Consider the following 12,787-nt stretch of genomic DNA (forward strand, 5'->3'; position numbering starts at 1 on the left):
AATTTGGTCAAGTCAACCGATCATTCGGAGGAGCTAAGATTCGCTTCAATCGCTTCGGAGAGCAGGGTTTTCGCCGTAATTCCAACGCCAGCCGGAAGCGCCCTCGGCGACACACCGCAGCTCCTGTGAGGAGGAACACTGAGGGATCGTCAGACCTCTCAGGCTTGACCCCTTGTTAAGCCAGAAAGCGCGTGTGAAAGTTGTCTAGGCGCGCTCAGGACCTTCAACCCTAGGACGTCCTGTCGACGCGATTCCTGTTTAGCCGAACTGAAGGGATTGCCATGGACTGGCGTAGCAAGGCTGCATGTCTCAACGTCGACCCCGAGATCTTCTTCCCAATCGGTAATACAGGTCCGGCCATCGCCCAGATCGCTCAGGCCAAGGCTGTCTGCGCTACCTGTGAGGTAGCTGAGACCTGTCTCAAATGGGCCCTAGAGAACGGCCAGGACGCCGGCGTATGGGGCGGCATGAGCGAAGACGAGCGCCGGTCCCTCAAGCGCCGTGCGGCCCGCGCCCGCCGGTCTTCCTGACTCCACCGCAAGCAGCTCCCCCAAGAGCTTCAACGTCCAGGACCGGTTGCCAAGCGCAGTCGCAAACCTGAACCGCACAGCAAAAGGACTTCGTAACACAGCAGTTACAAGCCGGGCCCAGCCACCATGGCTGGGCCCGTTGCTTTGAACTCAGGCCCGCAGCCGCGCGTGGATGACGACGTCGGTGCCCCCGCCTGCGGCAGGCTGCCAGTCAATGGTGCCGCGCAACTCACCACGCACTAAGGTCTTGACGATCTGCGTGCCTAGGCCACTCATAATGCGCCCTTCCTGCACGCCGTCGCCGTCGTCAACCACATGCACCACCAGGTTGCCGTCCTGATCGCGCTGCGCCTTCACCGTCACCTTGCCGTCTCGGCCCCCAAAGCCATGCTCCACGGCATTGGTCACCAGCTCAGCCAGCACGGTCGCCAGGGCCTGCGCGGTGTCGGCATCTACAGTCCCAAAGGAGCCTTCAATCGAAGTGGAGACTTGCCCGGTGGGCGTGGCCACGGAGGCAGCCATGCGCAACACTTGGCCGAAGACCTCGTCAAAATCCACCTTTTCGTCCACGTTCTGACTCAGGGCCTGGTGCACCGTGGCAATGGTGGCTACGCGCCGTTCCGCCTCTGCCAGAGCCTCGCGGGTCTCATCATTGGTGGCCCGGCGCCCCTGCATCCGCAGCAGTGCCGACACCGTCTGCAGATTGTTCTTGACCCGGTGGTGAATCTCGCGGATGGTGGCGTCCTTGTTCAACAGGACCTGTTCACGCTGACGCAATTCGGTTACGTCGCGCACCAACAGCAGGGCTCCGGAGCGCTGTTGGCCCGTCATCAGGGGGACCGCGCGGACCGCCAAGAACACTCCCCCCGCCTCCACCTCAGTAAGCCAGGCCTGGCGCCCCATCAGGACCACGGCCAGCGTCTCGTCCACCTGGGTCCGCTGCGGGATGATCGTGGTGACCGCCTCAGCCAACACCAAACCCTCGATCGCACCGCACACGCCTAGGCGGCGAAAACAAGAGGTGGCATTGGGGCTGGAGGTGACCACGCGCCCATCAGCGTCCAGGCGCAGGAAACCATCTGAAACGCGCGGCGTGCCATGCCGCAAGGTAGTGCCAGCGCCAGCGATCGGGAAGGTGCCTTGGGAAACCATGCGGCACAGATCGGCGGCCAGCGTCTCCTGTGACTCATCCAGCAGGCGCCCAGCGCGGATTACCCCCACTGAGCTTTCACGGGTCATCACCGCGATGACCTCGTCCCCCATGCGCACCGGCACGTACTCCTCCAGCACTGAGGCCTGCCCCGTCCAGAAGGGTTCCGCAGACATCTGGATCTCGCCGGTAGTTAGAGCCTCCAGCACCGCATTTTCACGGGCGGCTGGGAGCTTACGGCCGACGACGTCGTCCAGATGCACCGTGCCTCCCGTGGAGGGACGGCAGTGACCAATGGCGATAAAACGCCGGGCACGCGAGGGCACCCACATGACCAGGTCGGCCACAGACAAGTCGGAAATCAGCTGCCAGTCAGCGAAGAGCCGGTGCAGCCAGTCCATCTGCTCGTCAGTCAGGTCGATGGCTCCACGTACGGCAGCAGGCAGGAAAATCGGCACGGAGGCAGCCTAGCCGCCATCGCTTAGCCCCGGCCCTTTTCGAGTGCATCGCGGGGGGTGGACATGGCAAGATCATGCCCATGCAGTCAACCCAAACGATTACGTACCCTGCCGACGCCGACGCCGTCATGACAATGCTCGCCGACCCCGCCTACCAGCGCGGTCGCATCGAGCGGTTTGGCCCTGAGAACCTGGACTGCCAGGTCAGCCCCCAAGGTGATGGTTTCTCCGCCACCCTCAGCGGTGCCGTCCCCCCATCCCGCCTGCCTTCGGCAGCCAGCCGCTTCGTGCGCTCCGCCGTCAACTTCTCCGTCACCGAGACCTGGTCCGGGCCTGCCTCTGACGGAAGCCGCACTGGCCAGCTCGCGGTCAACGTGAAGGGCGCCCCGGTTAAGGTAGCCGGGACCATGCGCATGGTCCCCGGCGCGGGCAGCACCACGGTCGAGCTCAACCTGGACCTGCGGGTAACCGTGCCGCTGGTGGGCAAGAGCATTGAAGAGAAGGCGATGGGGCAGGCCGCGCGCGTCGTACGGGACGAAGAGCGCCGCGCCACGGAGTACCTGGCTGCCCAGGCCTGAGTTCAGCTCCACGCATCCACACCCAATCGCGCGACCGCGCCCAGCTGCAGGCGGGCGCGGTCGCCGCTTCCTACAGGAACATGGCACGATCAGCCCATGAGTCATGAAGAGACCCAACCCGCAGCCGGAACGACCCGGTCCACTAGTTCACGCCACGTGGCCTCGGCCGCCCTGCCAGCAAACGCCGTCTGGGCGGAGCGCACCGGCACCCGCCAGTACCAGGGCCACAACGACCGGGGTGCCACCGTGCGCATCGGCATGGGGCCAGGAGAGTTCTCCCCTGGTGAGCTACTTAAGCTAGCCCTGGCCACCTGCAACTCCCTGTCAGCTGACCACCGCTTGGCCCGCACCCTTGGTGCTGATTTTGACGCGAATGTGGTGTGCACCTCCGTCAAGCATGAGACTGAGGAGCGCTATGAATCCTTGGCTGTCGAGCTGATTACTGACCTCTCCGCCCTGGATACCGCGGCACTTCGCCAACTCATCGCCAATGCGGAGGGCGCCATTGACCGCAATTGCACCGTGGGCCACACTCTCGAACAGGGTGCCCCCTTCACCTTCGCGCTCCTAGACGACCCGGACGCCTGAACCTGGAGACCGCAATGGCAAGCAACCTGGATGCCGCCCTGGACAAGGCCTTAGCCATCCCCGCAAATCGCGTCGCCGACCGAGTGGCGCGCATGCGCGCCGAACGCCCCTGGGCCACCACCGCTGAACTCGTTGACCTGGCTGCCAGTCGTTTTCGGCGCGACGCCGGCCTGGCCTCCGGCGCAGTGGGCGCCTCCGCTGCCCTGCCTGCGGTTGGCACCGGCACTGCCACCGCCCTGACTGTGGGGCAGACCGGTATGTTTTTAGCCTCCGCAGTCACCTACGTGCTCACTGTGGCGGAGTTGCACGGGTTACGTGTGGTGGACCCGGAGCGGCGCCGCGCCCTGGTCATGTCCTCCCTGCTGGGGGAACAGGGTGCTGAGGCCGTGCAGGGGCAGTTGGGCTTGTCCACCCTGTTCTGGGCCGCGCAGATGCTCGCCCAGATGCCCATGCCCACGGTGCGTTCCGTGAACAAGGATCTGGCCAAGCGTCTAGCCAAACGGCAGGCTGCCAAAACCGGTGCGCTGGCCCTGGGCCGCCTGCTGCCCTTTGGTATTGGTGCGGCTATTGGCTGGAGTGGCGGGCGGGCTCTAGCCAATCAGGTGATCGAAGGGACGATGGCGGCACTTGGACCGGCCCTGCTGCTTGAGGACGAGCATGAGGTCCTCACCATCTGAGTTAGCCAGGCCCCGTGCCTGCGCTGGAGGTGGGGCCGCCAGGCCACAGGCGACTCAGCTGGAAGGCTGGCGGCTGCGGCCAGGCGGAAGCGATAGCGTGGCCCTGTGAGCACACAGCACTACCCTGCCCTGGCTTCCCTAGGCCTGAACCCACCCGACGGCGTCGACGTCGCCTATGAGGAGCTGCTGGCGGAGGTCCTCACCCAAGGCACTGCCAAAGGGGATCGCACCGGCACCGGCACCCGCTCCCTATTTGCCCGCCAGCTGCGCTATGACCTGTCCGCAGGCTTCCCCCGTATCACCACTAAATTCGTGGCTATGAAGGCCGTCAAGGGTGAACTGCTGTGGTTCTTGCAGGGCGCCACCAATGTGCGCTGGTTGCAGGAGCGAGGCATCACTATCTGGGATGAGTGGGCGGATGCCGACGGCGAACTCGGCCCGGTCTACGGCGCGCAGTGGCGCTCCTGGCCCAGTCGGGACGGCGGGGCGATCGACCAGATCACCGGATTAGTGCAGATGCTGCGGCGTGATCCAGACTCACGTCGGATGCTGGTGTCTGCCTGGAATGTCAGCGAACTTGACCGGATGGCGCTGGCGCCTTGTCACGCTTTCTTCCAGTGTTATGTGGCACAGGGACGCCTTAGTTTGCAGATCTACCAGCGCAGCGCGGACCTGTTCCTGGGAGTGCCCTTCAACCTGGCTTCCTATGCGCTGCTCACCCATATGCTTGCCCAGCAGGCAGACCTGGAGGTGGGTGAGCTGATCTGGACCGGTGGGGACTGCCATATCTACGTCAACCATGTGGAGCAGGTGCGGGAGCAGCTCGCGCGCGTGCCCGCCGCCTACCCCTTCCCGGTGCTGCGGCTGGAGCAGGCTAAGTCCATCGACGCCTACAGCATGGATGACATTGATGCCTCCCAGGGCTACCAGCACCACCCCACGATTAAGGCTCCGGTGGCCGTATGAGCGGGACCAAGGCAGCGCAGCAGTCCGTGCAGGAGGCGGTGTGGGAGTCCGTGGAGCGTGAGGCTCGCGAACTGCGTGTGGGCGCGATCTGGGCCCAGGACCGCAGTGGAGTGCTCGGCGCCGACGGCGCAATGCTGTGGCGTGTGCCCGCCGACTTTAAGCATTTCAAAGCGGCGACCCTGGGGGGCGCAGTGGTGATGGGCCGCACCACCTGGGAGTCACTAGGGGGGCGCCCTCTGCCCGGGCGCTTGAATCTGGTGCTTTCTCGACGCCCAGATTGGCAGCCGCAACTGGTAGAAGGAGCAGCTAGCGGCGCGGTTGTGCCATCAAGATCCGCGCCAGTGAGCCCCCAGGTGCAGGTCAAGCGCAGCCTTGCAGAAGCCCTCGCATACGCCGCGCAGGACGTCGTCGCCAAGGGGCTGCCTGACCCACGGGAGGGCGCTTACCGCGAGCTGCCGCGCGTGTGGGTAATCGGTGGGGGCTCGGTCTATAAGCAGGCGCTTAACACTGGGCTGGTAGATGAATTGCTGGTTACTGAGCTGAATTTGGATGTCAGTGGTAGGACCGCAGCGCTGGACGCTGGCTTAGTGGTGCGGGCGCCGCAGTTTGACGCCGCTTCCTGGCAGCCAGGACCCATGACTGATGCGGCAGGCACCTGGCGGCCAGTCTCTGGTGATGCCGCCTGGCGGGTGGAGCACTGGCTCAACCACTGAGCTTCAGCCCGAGTACTAAGGTGCTCGGGTGCCCCGTCCTGCAGCCTCCTTTGCCCCCAAAACGCCCCTAGAACCAGGAGACCCGGCGGCTATGCCTTCCCGGCAGGCTCCGCGTTCTCAGCAGACCCTGCGGGCGCTGCTGGCAATGTGCCTGTTCACCTACGTGGCCCAGAACATGCTCAATGTCTCTATTGCGCCGCTGGCACGCGCTTTGCAGTTGCGCGAATGGGTGGTGGGGCTGGCGGTGTCAGCTGCTGCGGTTACGGTGGCTCTGCTCTCCCAGTTTTGGGGGCGGCGCTCCGTGTCTTGGGGACGACGCCGGGTGCTGCTGCTGGCCCTGAGCCTGGCTCTGGTGGCCGGGAGTCTATTCGCCTCCGCGGTGTGGCTGCGGGCGGCCGGGCAGCTCGGTGGACTGGCGACAGCGGTGGCGGTAGTTGTGGCTCGGGGCCCGCTTTTTGGCAGTGGCGTGGCGGCCATCCCACCCACCGGGCAGGCGCTAATCGCGGAGATGACTCCCGACGAGACAGCGCGGGTACGCGGCATGTCCGCTTTTTCCGGCGCCGTACAACTCTCGATTGTGGTGGGCTCGGTGGTCTCTTCGCTGCTGGGTTCCTGGTCTATCTATGCGCCGGTCTATGCCACCCCGGGCTTCTTGATCATCGCGCTGCTCATCGGGCTGGTCTGGATCCCACGCGACAGCAGCGAACCGCTCCCAGTTGAGAATGCCGACGGCGCGCCCGCGGCGGCGCTTAACTCCGCGGACAAGCACCGCAGTGCACTGCCGCCACGCGTGGCTTGGACCGACCGACGCGTGCTGCCCTGGATCGGTGCTGCCTTCGGGATGTTCTTCACCTTAGGGGTGGTGCAAATTATCGCCGGCTTCATAGTGCAGGACCGGCTGTCTCTTAGCGCGCAGCAGGCGGTGCCACTGACGGCGGTGATGCTGCTGTCCAACGCCGTCGGCGCGATGCTGACGCAGTTGGTGCTGGTGCCCCGGCTGGTCTGGAGCCCGCGCAGGCTCGTGCGCGCGGGTGGTCTGGTGACTCTGGTGGCCCTGAGCGTCCTGGCCCTGGCATCACAGCTGTGGCTTATGGCTGCCGCCACCTTCGCGATCGGCTTGGGTGGCGGCTTGGTAGGGCCAGGTTTCACCGCGGGTGGCTCTTTGGCGGTGCGTCCTGAGGAGCAGGGCGGGGTGGCCGGGGTGCTGCACGCCTCCGGCGCTGTCACTTGGATCTTCGCGCCCGTGTTGGCTACGGCGCTCTACGGCTGGTGGCCCTTAGCGCCTTTTGTGCTGGCGCTGGCGGTGCTGAGTTTGAGCGTGCTGGTGGCTTGGACGAGCCGGGCACTTAGTAACCCTCGGCGGCCGGCCACCAACCTGAGATGAATGCTGCGGGCACTAGCGGCTCAGGCCAGGAGCCCTTTGGCGGTCAGCCATTCTTTGGCGATCTTGTCCGCCGCCAGCTGCTCCTTGGTGGAGCGGGTGTTGAGCGCCTGCAGCTCCTCAGTGCTGAGCTGCGCCGTCACCTTGGCAATGGTGCTGGCTGCCGTCAAGGGCAGCTTCTCATTGACTAGGGGCGTGACCTGCTGCGGCAGAATCAAGGCCTTGGGGTCGGCCAGCACTACTAGGTCGTTTTCCTTGATCGCTGGGGAAGAGGTGTAGATATCGGCCACATCCACGGTGCCGTCAGTTAGGGCTTTGACGGTGAGTGGGCCACCTGAGTCCTCCACTGGAGTGACCTCTGCCTCCACGTTGTAGAGCCCCTTAAGGCCGTCGGGTCCGTAGGGCCGGGTCGCGAACTCAGCGTTGGCGGCCACCTTCAGTCGGCGCCCTAACTTGCTGAGATCCGCTAAGGAGCTCAGCCCATATTGCTCCGCTGTGGCGCGTGTGACGGTGTAGGAGTCCTGATCGGTGGCCTCGGCGGCATCAAGCACGGTCAGGCCCTTTGGCAACACTCCCCCAAGCAGTGCTTTGTGCACGGCGGCGGCGTCTTTGGCGGTGCCGGATTTGTCGTAGTACTGCAGGAGGTTGCCGCCGTACTCCGGCATCACGTCGATCTTGCCCATCTCTACCTCGGGCAGAAATACCTCACGTGGGCCAATATGGAATTGGCGGTCTACTTTGAAGCCCGCATTCTCAAGCATCTGGGCGAAGAGTTCGGCGATGATCTCGTTGGAGTAGTACTGGGCGCTGCCAACGGTCAGGGAGCCGGTGGTGGCGCCTGTCGTGGAACGGCCAGCGGTAAAAGGATCGGTGTTACTGCAAGCAGCTAGCACGGGGCCTAGTCCCAGTGCTCCGGCGGCCAGCAGGGCAGTGCGGCGGGAGGGCAGCTTTGGGCGTTGCGCCAGCGCCTGGTGACTACGTAGCTTGGCGGGATTAGTCAAGGTCTCAGGCTTTGGCGTGGCGGTCATCAGGATTCCTTCCGGGTGGCGGCGCCCGCCGGTGTGACGGCGCGCTGGATCAGGGCAAAGCAGGTTTCGGACAATAGAGCCAGGCCGATTACTAGCAGTGAGGAGGCCAGCACCATGGCGTAGTTCTGGGTGTTAAGGCCCAGGAACATGAGGCGCCCCAGTCCACCGGCTCCCGTGTAGGCCGCGAGCGTCGCCGTCGCGATTACTTGCAGGCTAGCTGAGCGCAGTCCGCCAACCAGCAGTGGCGCCCCTAACGGCACCTCCACATGGGTGAGCACCTGCCACTCGCTCATGCCGCAGGCCCGCGCCCCGTCCACTGCCACTGGATCGGCGGCCTCGACGCCAGTGTAGGCGCCCGCCAGGACGGAAGGCACTGCCAGCACTACGAAGGCCAACAGGGGCGCGGCCAATCCGATGCCGAGGAGCAGACCGAATAGAGTGACCAGGCCCAGCGTGGGCAGGGCCCGCACCGCCCCCGAAGTGGCTACCACAAAGCTGCGACCGCGGCGGCTGTGGCCCACCCACCAGCCCAGTGGGACACCCAGCAGGGAGGCCAACAGCACGCCCAGCATGGAGTAGCCCAGGTGTTGGGTGAGCAGGCGGCCGATGCCTAGTGGGCCATGCCAGTGGGCCGGATCGGTGATGTATGCCAGGGCTTCAGCAAGGAAGTTCATGAGCGCTCCTCCCCCGCCACATCGGCAGCACCCCGACGCCGTCGGGTCCAGGGCAGTGCCAGCCAGCCGGTGGCCACTACTAGCCCGTCCAATAGCAGCGCGAGCAGCACGGTAGTCACCATGCCGGTGGCGATTTCTGCGACCAAGCCGCGCTGGAAGCCATCGGTGAAGAGCCGCCCTAGGCTAGACACTCCCAGCACAGCCCCCACGGTGGTCAAAGAGATGGTGGAAACCGTCACCACGCGCAGCCCGGCAACAATGGCTGGCCCGGCCAGGGGCAGCTCTACGGTGATAAAGCGGCGGGCTGAGCCCATCCCCATGGCGGTGGCGGCGTCGACGATGCGTGGGTCCACGGCTTCTAGGGCTGAGACGGTGGCTGGCAGCAGCAGGGCCAGGCCATAGAGGGTCAGCGCAACGACGACGTTGAGTGGGTCGCGAATGCCGGTGCCCAAGATGATCGGCAGGACCACGAAGAGCGCCAGCGAGGGGATCGCGTAGAACAGGGAGGCTCCAGCCACCAGCACGGAGCGCAGCGGTCGGAGGTACTGGGCCACGCGGGCCAGGAGGATGGCCAGCAGCAGGGTGGCAGCGATCGAAGGCACCGCCTGGGCCAAGTGAGCCAGCAAGAGGTCACCAATTGCCGGGAGGTTGGCCAGGAACCAGGTCATGCGTCAACCTCGGGCAGGCGGCTGGAACTCGTAGGCGCTACTCGACCGATGGCCCGCCCGGAGGCGTCAGCCACCACGCGTTGCCCGGCCACCTCTAGCAGGCTGAGCTGGCGGTCGGCGTCATCTAGTCCTAGGAAGCGGGCCACAAAGTCGTCAGCAGGGGCGGCCAGCAGCTCGGGGCCGGTGCCACGCTGGGCCACCTCAGCACCCTTGCGCAGCAAGATGATCTCGTCCCCCAGGGCTAGGGCCTCCCCGACGTCGTGAGTGACAAAGATGATGGTTTTGGCTAGCTCTGCTTGCAGGCGAATCAGCTCGGTCTGCAATTCCCGACGCACCAGAGGGTCAACAGCCCCGAAGGGCTCATCCATGAGGAGCACCCCGGGGTCGGCCGCCAAGGCACGGGCCACGCCAACGCGTTGGGCTTGGCCGCCGGAAAGCTCATGTGGGTACCGCTTGGCTAGGGCGCGATCCAGGCCCAGCAGGTCCATTAATTCGTAGGCGCGTTCGGTGGAGACGGCGCGATTCTCTCCTTTGAGGCGGGGAACCAGGGTGATGTTGTCCAGGACGCGGCGGTGCAGCAGGAGCCCCGCGTTTTGCAGGACATAGCCGATTGAGCGGCGCAGACAGACTGGGTTCTGGCTGAGCACGTCCTGCCCGTCTACCAGCACGCGGCCACTGGTGGGTTCCACCATGCGGTTGACCATGCGCAACAGGGTGGTCTTGCCGCAGCCGGAGGACCCCAGGAGGACCGTGGTAGAGCCGGCGGCCAGCTTGGCTGAAAAGCTGGAGACTGCGGGGGCGGCAACCCCGGGGTAGTGCTTAGTGACGGCCTCAAACTCGATGCTGCTACTCATAAAATTAGGGTCTCCTGACCTTGCTTCAAGTCAAGCATAGCGTGCATCGCTACCTTTAAATCGAATAGATGTAATCAATGAGCTAGCATGAGCTTGTGCTTGAGCTACAAATCCTGGGGTTCTTAGACGACGGACCGCTGCATGGCTACGAGCTACGCCGTCGCATAATCCAGCTCTCCGGCCCCGGTGCCACCTTGAGTGAAGGGGCCCTCTACCCGGCACTCACCCGCCTGGAGCGCCGCGGTTTGCTCACCCGTTCGCTAGCCCAGGGCGCGCGCGGCCGAGCCAAACAGGTCTTAGCTATTACCCCAGCAGGCCGCGAGCGCCTGCGGCGCCTTTTGCGGGAGGCGGAGGGCCCCGACGTCGAGTCCACTGCCCGCTTCCGCAATGTGCTGGCTTTCCTGTCCAAACTGCCAGATCTCAAGGATCAGCGGGCAGTGCTGCAGCGGCGCCTGACCGCATTGAAGACTCCGCCGTCCTTCTTCACCAGCCCGGAGGGCAGGCCGCAACGCCTGGGCGGCGAGGATGACCCCTACCGCCGCGGCATGCTGCTGACGGCGCGCGCCTCCCGCAACGCCGAACTGAGCTGGCTGCGCGACCTGTTGGCACAGGCGCCTTAGCCGCCAGCCCTTTAGAGCCCGACCTCAGCCTGGCTAATTTGCGCATCAGGCACGCCGCAGGGTGACGCCTTCCGGCAAGCCTTTCTCTCCGGCAGCGTAGATCCGACCGTGGTACCGGGGTTTGATGAGGTTCTCCGTGGACAGGATTTGGTCCAGCTCAGCTTCTCCCAGCACCCCCATCTCTAGGGCCACTTCCCGCACGGAGCGGCCCGAGCGAGCACACTCCTTGCCGATTACGTCGCCTAGGTGGTGGCCGATTACGTCATTGAGATAGGTGACTATGCCGATGGAGCGCAGCGCCGCGTCCCGACAGACTTCCTCGTTGGCGGTGATGCCATCCACGCAGCGTGTGCGCAGAGTGTCCAGACCCCGGGTGAGCAGGTGCAAGGACTCAAACATGGACTGGGATAGGGCTGGTTCCATGACATTGAGTTCCAGCTGGCCTGCCTCCGCAGCGAAGCACACGGCGACGTCATTGCCAAAGACCTTGAAGCAGATCTGGTTGACCACCTCAGGGATCACGGGATTGACTTTGGCGGGCATGATGGATGAGCCGGCCTGCATCTGCGGCAGGTTGATTTCATTTAGGCCAGCGCGCGGCCCGGAAGACATGAGGCGCAGGTCGTTGCAGATCTTGGAGACCTTGGCGGCGGTGCGTTTTACAGTGGAGTGCAGGGCGATGTAGGCCCCGTTGTCATAGCTGGATTCCAGGAGGTTCCGGGAGGAACTAACGGGGTAGCCGGTGATCTCGGCTAGATGCTTGGCGGCTACTTTAGGGAAGTTGGGGGGCGCGTTCAGGCCAGTGCCGATCGCGGTGCCACCCAGGTTCACCTCTAGCAGGAGGTCGGCGGCCACGGTGATGCGTGAGACCTCCTCGGCCATGTTCTCCGCGTAGGCTTCAAAGGTCTGCCCCAGGGTCATAGGCACGGCGTCTTGCAACTGGGTGCGCCCCATTTTAAGGACCTGCTCGAATTGTTGGCCCTTGGCCCGCAGGCTGGCAGCAAGTTCTTCTACCGCGCGCAGGAAGTCTTGGGACAGGGTGTAAAGGGCTAGGCGGAAGCCGGTGGGGTAAGCGTCATTGGTGGACTGGGATTTGTTTACGTGATCATTGGGGTTAATGACGTCGTAGCTCCCCTTGGGCAGGCCGAGCAACTCCAGGGCGAGGTTGGCGATCACCTCATTGGTGTTCATATTGACGGAGGTTCCAGCTCCGCCCTGGAAGGAGTCCGTGGGGAACTGGTCCATACAGCGGCCGCGTTCCAAGACCTCGTCACAGGCTGCGCAGATGGCCTCGGCGATATCCGCGGGGAGGGCCTGGAGTTCTTGGTTGGCTAGGGCGGTGGCCTTTTTGACCTGCACCATGGCCTTGATGAACTCTGGTTCGTCATTCATGGTGCCTCTGGAGATCTGGAAGTTCTCCAGTGCGCGCAGGGTGTGGATGCCGTAGTAGTGCTCGTCAGAGACCTCTCGGGTCCCCAGCAGGTCTTCCTCGATACGGGTGCTCACCGCGCCTCCTTTGGCGGGATACTGCCTAGGCCCTGTACTGGCGCGTCTTCCGGGAGTGGCCCGGGGGAGCTATAGCAGACCTGGCCGATCAATATGTCCCGACAAGTGTAGGACCAAAGGCGGGTCCGCTGCAGGGTTCCATGGACGCTGGCGCGGCGAGTTTGCGCAGTGGCTTGGTGGTGGCACCCGTGAGGTCCGTGCGCTGCGCCACCGCCAAGTCGGCCGACACTGGTTCTCATGCGCATAATTCCACCGGCGGCGATTGCGGGAGAAGATCCTCACCTCTGGGCATCTGACGGCCTGATAATCGACTGACATACGCGGGACCTGCGGCAAGCACCAGCCGCCGCAGCCACTTGCCGCCATACCGCTGGCCGACTGTTTCAGCAGCCGCCT

The 12,787-nt window shown here is 64.6% G+C and carries 14 protein-coding genes; 8 read left to right on the top strand and 6 right to left on the bottom strand.

Annotated features, from left to right (window positions below; all coding sequences use genetic code 11):
- Positions 1–281 precede the first annotated feature (281 nt).
- Positions 282–530, top strand: a complete 249-nt coding sequence (locus DR039_RS03505; RefSeq protein WP_111836038.1) for a WhiB family transcriptional regulator — start codon at positions 282–284, stop codon at positions 528–530.
- 150 nt (positions 531–680) lie between these two features.
- On the opposite strand, the gene DR039_RS03510 is transcribed toward DR039_RS03505, so the two are convergent.
- Positions 681–2,138 carry a sensor histidine kinase gene (locus DR039_RS03510; protein WP_111836039.1) on the bottom strand — a complete coding sequence of 486 codons (1,458 nt, stop codon included), beginning with the start codon at positions 2,136–2,138 and terminating at the stop codon, positions 681–683.
- Positions 2,139–2,218: 80 nt separating this feature from the next.
- On the opposite strand from DR039_RS03510, the gene DR039_RS03515 reads away from it, so the two are divergent.
- The 6 genes from DR039_RS03515 to DR039_RS03540 all read left to right on the top strand — a co-directional run bounded on the left by DR039_RS03515 (position 2,219) and on the right by DR039_RS03540 (position 7,044).
- Entirely contained in the window at positions 2,219–2,716 is a 498-nt protein-coding gene (locus DR039_RS03515; RefSeq protein WP_111836069.1) for a DUF2505 domain-containing protein, read from the top strand.
- A gap of 96 nt (positions 2,717–2,812) precedes the next feature.
- Entirely contained in the window at positions 2,813–3,304 is a 492-nt protein-coding gene (locus DR039_RS03520) for an OsmC family protein (protein ID WP_111836040.1), read from the top strand.
- A 14-nt stretch (positions 3,305–3,318) separates the two neighbouring features.
- Entirely contained in the window at positions 3,319–3,981 is a 663-nt protein-coding gene (locus DR039_RS03525; RefSeq protein ID WP_111836041.1) for a hypothetical protein, read from the top strand.
- A 105-nt stretch (positions 3,982–4,086) separates the two neighbouring features.
- On the top strand, positions 4,087–4,947 hold the full coding sequence (locus DR039_RS03530) for a thymidylate synthase (RefSeq protein ID WP_111836042.1): 861 nt from the start codon (positions 4,087–4,089) through the stop codon (positions 4,945–4,947).
- Positions 4,944–5,660, top strand: coding sequence for a dihydrofolate reductase (locus tag DR039_RS03535; protein ID WP_111836043.1), 717 nt, complete (start codon positions 4,944–4,946; stop codon positions 5,658–5,660). The genes DR039_RS03530 and DR039_RS03535 overlap by 4 nt, the downstream gene beginning before the upstream one ends.
- A 91-nt stretch (positions 5,661–5,751) precedes the next feature.
- A complete protein-coding gene (locus DR039_RS03540) occupies positions 5,752–7,044 on the top strand; it encodes an MFS transporter (protein ID WP_111836044.1) in 1,293 nt (430 codons plus the stop codon).
- A 20-nt stretch (positions 7,045–7,064) separates the two neighbouring features.
- On the opposite strand, the gene DR039_RS03545 is transcribed toward DR039_RS03540, so the two are convergent.
- Genes DR039_RS03545 through DR039_RS03560 form a run of 4 tightly spaced genes read right to left on the bottom strand, consistent with a single transcriptional unit; the run spans position 7,065 to position 10,265 of the window.
- Entirely contained in the window at positions 7,065–8,069 is a 1,005-nt protein-coding gene (locus tag DR039_RS03545; RefSeq protein WP_111836045.1) for an ABC transporter substrate-binding protein, read from the bottom strand.
- Positions 8,069–8,743, bottom strand: a complete 675-nt coding sequence (locus DR039_RS03550; protein ID WP_111836046.1) for an ABC transporter permease — start codon at positions 8,741–8,743, stop codon at positions 8,069–8,071. The genes DR039_RS03545 and DR039_RS03550 overlap by 1 nt, the downstream gene beginning before the upstream one ends.
- Positions 8,740–9,411 carry an ABC transporter permease gene (locus DR039_RS03555; protein ID WP_111836047.1) on the bottom strand — a complete coding sequence of 224 codons (672 nt, stop codon included), beginning with the start codon at positions 9,409–9,411 and terminating at the stop codon, positions 8,740–8,742. Before DR039_RS03555 ends, DR039_RS03550 begins: the two co-directional genes overlap by 4 nt.
- Positions 9,408–10,265 (bottom strand): ABC transporter ATP-binding protein, encoded by an 858-nt coding sequence (locus DR039_RS03560; RefSeq protein ID WP_111836048.1) that lies wholly within the window; start codon positions 10,263–10,265, stop codon positions 9,408–9,410. The genes DR039_RS03555 and DR039_RS03560 overlap by 4 nt, the downstream gene beginning before the upstream one ends.
- A gap of 95 nt (positions 10,266–10,360) precedes the next feature.
- Between DR039_RS03560 and DR039_RS03565 the strand changes: the two genes are divergently transcribed.
- The gene (locus DR039_RS03565; RefSeq protein WP_111836049.1) at positions 10,361–10,885 is read left to right on the top strand and encodes a PadR family transcriptional regulator; all 525 of its coding nucleotides are present in this window, start codon (positions 10,361–10,363) and stop codon (positions 10,883–10,885) included.
- A 45-nt stretch (positions 10,886–10,930) separates the two neighbouring features.
- On the opposite strand, the gene aspA is transcribed toward DR039_RS03565, so the two are convergent.
- On the bottom strand, positions 10,931–12,391 hold the full coding sequence (gene aspA, locus DR039_RS03570; RefSeq protein ID WP_111836050.1) for an aspartate ammonia-lyase: 1,461 nt from the start codon (positions 12,389–12,391) through the stop codon (positions 10,931–10,933).
- Positions 12,392–12,787: the final 396 nt, after the last annotated feature.

It is taken from the genome of Actinomyces bovis (assembly GCF_900444995.1).
Classification (GTDB): Bacteria; Actinomycetota; Actinomycetes; order Actinomycetales; family Actinomycetaceae; genus Actinomyces; species Actinomyces bovis.

What these genes read in the sequence shown, in the direction of transcription:
- DR039_RS03520 (WP_111836040.1), top strand. Translation starts at nt 2,813, where the DNA reads ATGAGTCATGAAGAGACCCAACCCGCAGCCGGAACGACCCGGTCCACT.
- DR039_RS03525 (WP_111836041.1), top strand. Translation starts at nt 3,319, where the DNA reads ATGGCAAGCAACCTGGATGCCGCCCTGGACAAGGCCTTAGCCATCCCC.
- DR039_RS03535 (WP_111836043.1), top strand. Translation starts at nt 4,944, where the DNA reads ATGAGCGGGACCAAGGCAGCGCAGCAGTCCGTGCAGGAGGCGGTGTGG.
- DR039_RS03515 (WP_111836069.1), top strand. Translation starts at nt 2,219, where the DNA reads ATGCAGTCAACCCAAACGATTACGTACCCTGCCGACGCCGACGCCGTC.
- DR039_RS03540 (WP_111836044.1), top strand. Translation starts at nt 5,752, where the DNA reads ATGCCTTCCCGGCAGGCTCCGCGTTCTCAGCAGACCCTGCGGGCGCTG.
- DR039_RS03545 (WP_111836045.1), bottom strand. Translation starts at nt 8,069, where the DNA reads ATGACCGCCACGCCAAAGCCTGAGACCTTGACTAATCCCGCCAAGCTA.
- DR039_RS03560 (WP_111836048.1), bottom strand. Translation starts at nt 10,265, where the DNA reads ATGAGTAGCAGCATCGAGTTTGAGGCCGTCACTAAGCACTACCCCGGG.
- DR039_RS03550 (WP_111836046.1), bottom strand. Translation starts at nt 8,743, where the DNA reads ATGAACTTCCTTGCTGAAGCCCTGGCATACATCACCGATCCGGCCCAC.
- DR039_RS03555 (WP_111836047.1), bottom strand. Translation starts at nt 9,411, where the DNA reads ATGACCTGGTTCCTGGCCAACCTCCCGGCAATTGGTGACCTCTTGCTG.
- DR039_RS03505 (WP_111836038.1), top strand. Translation starts at nt 282, where the DNA reads ATGGACTGGCGTAGCAAGGCTGCATGTCTCAACGTCGACCCCGAGATC.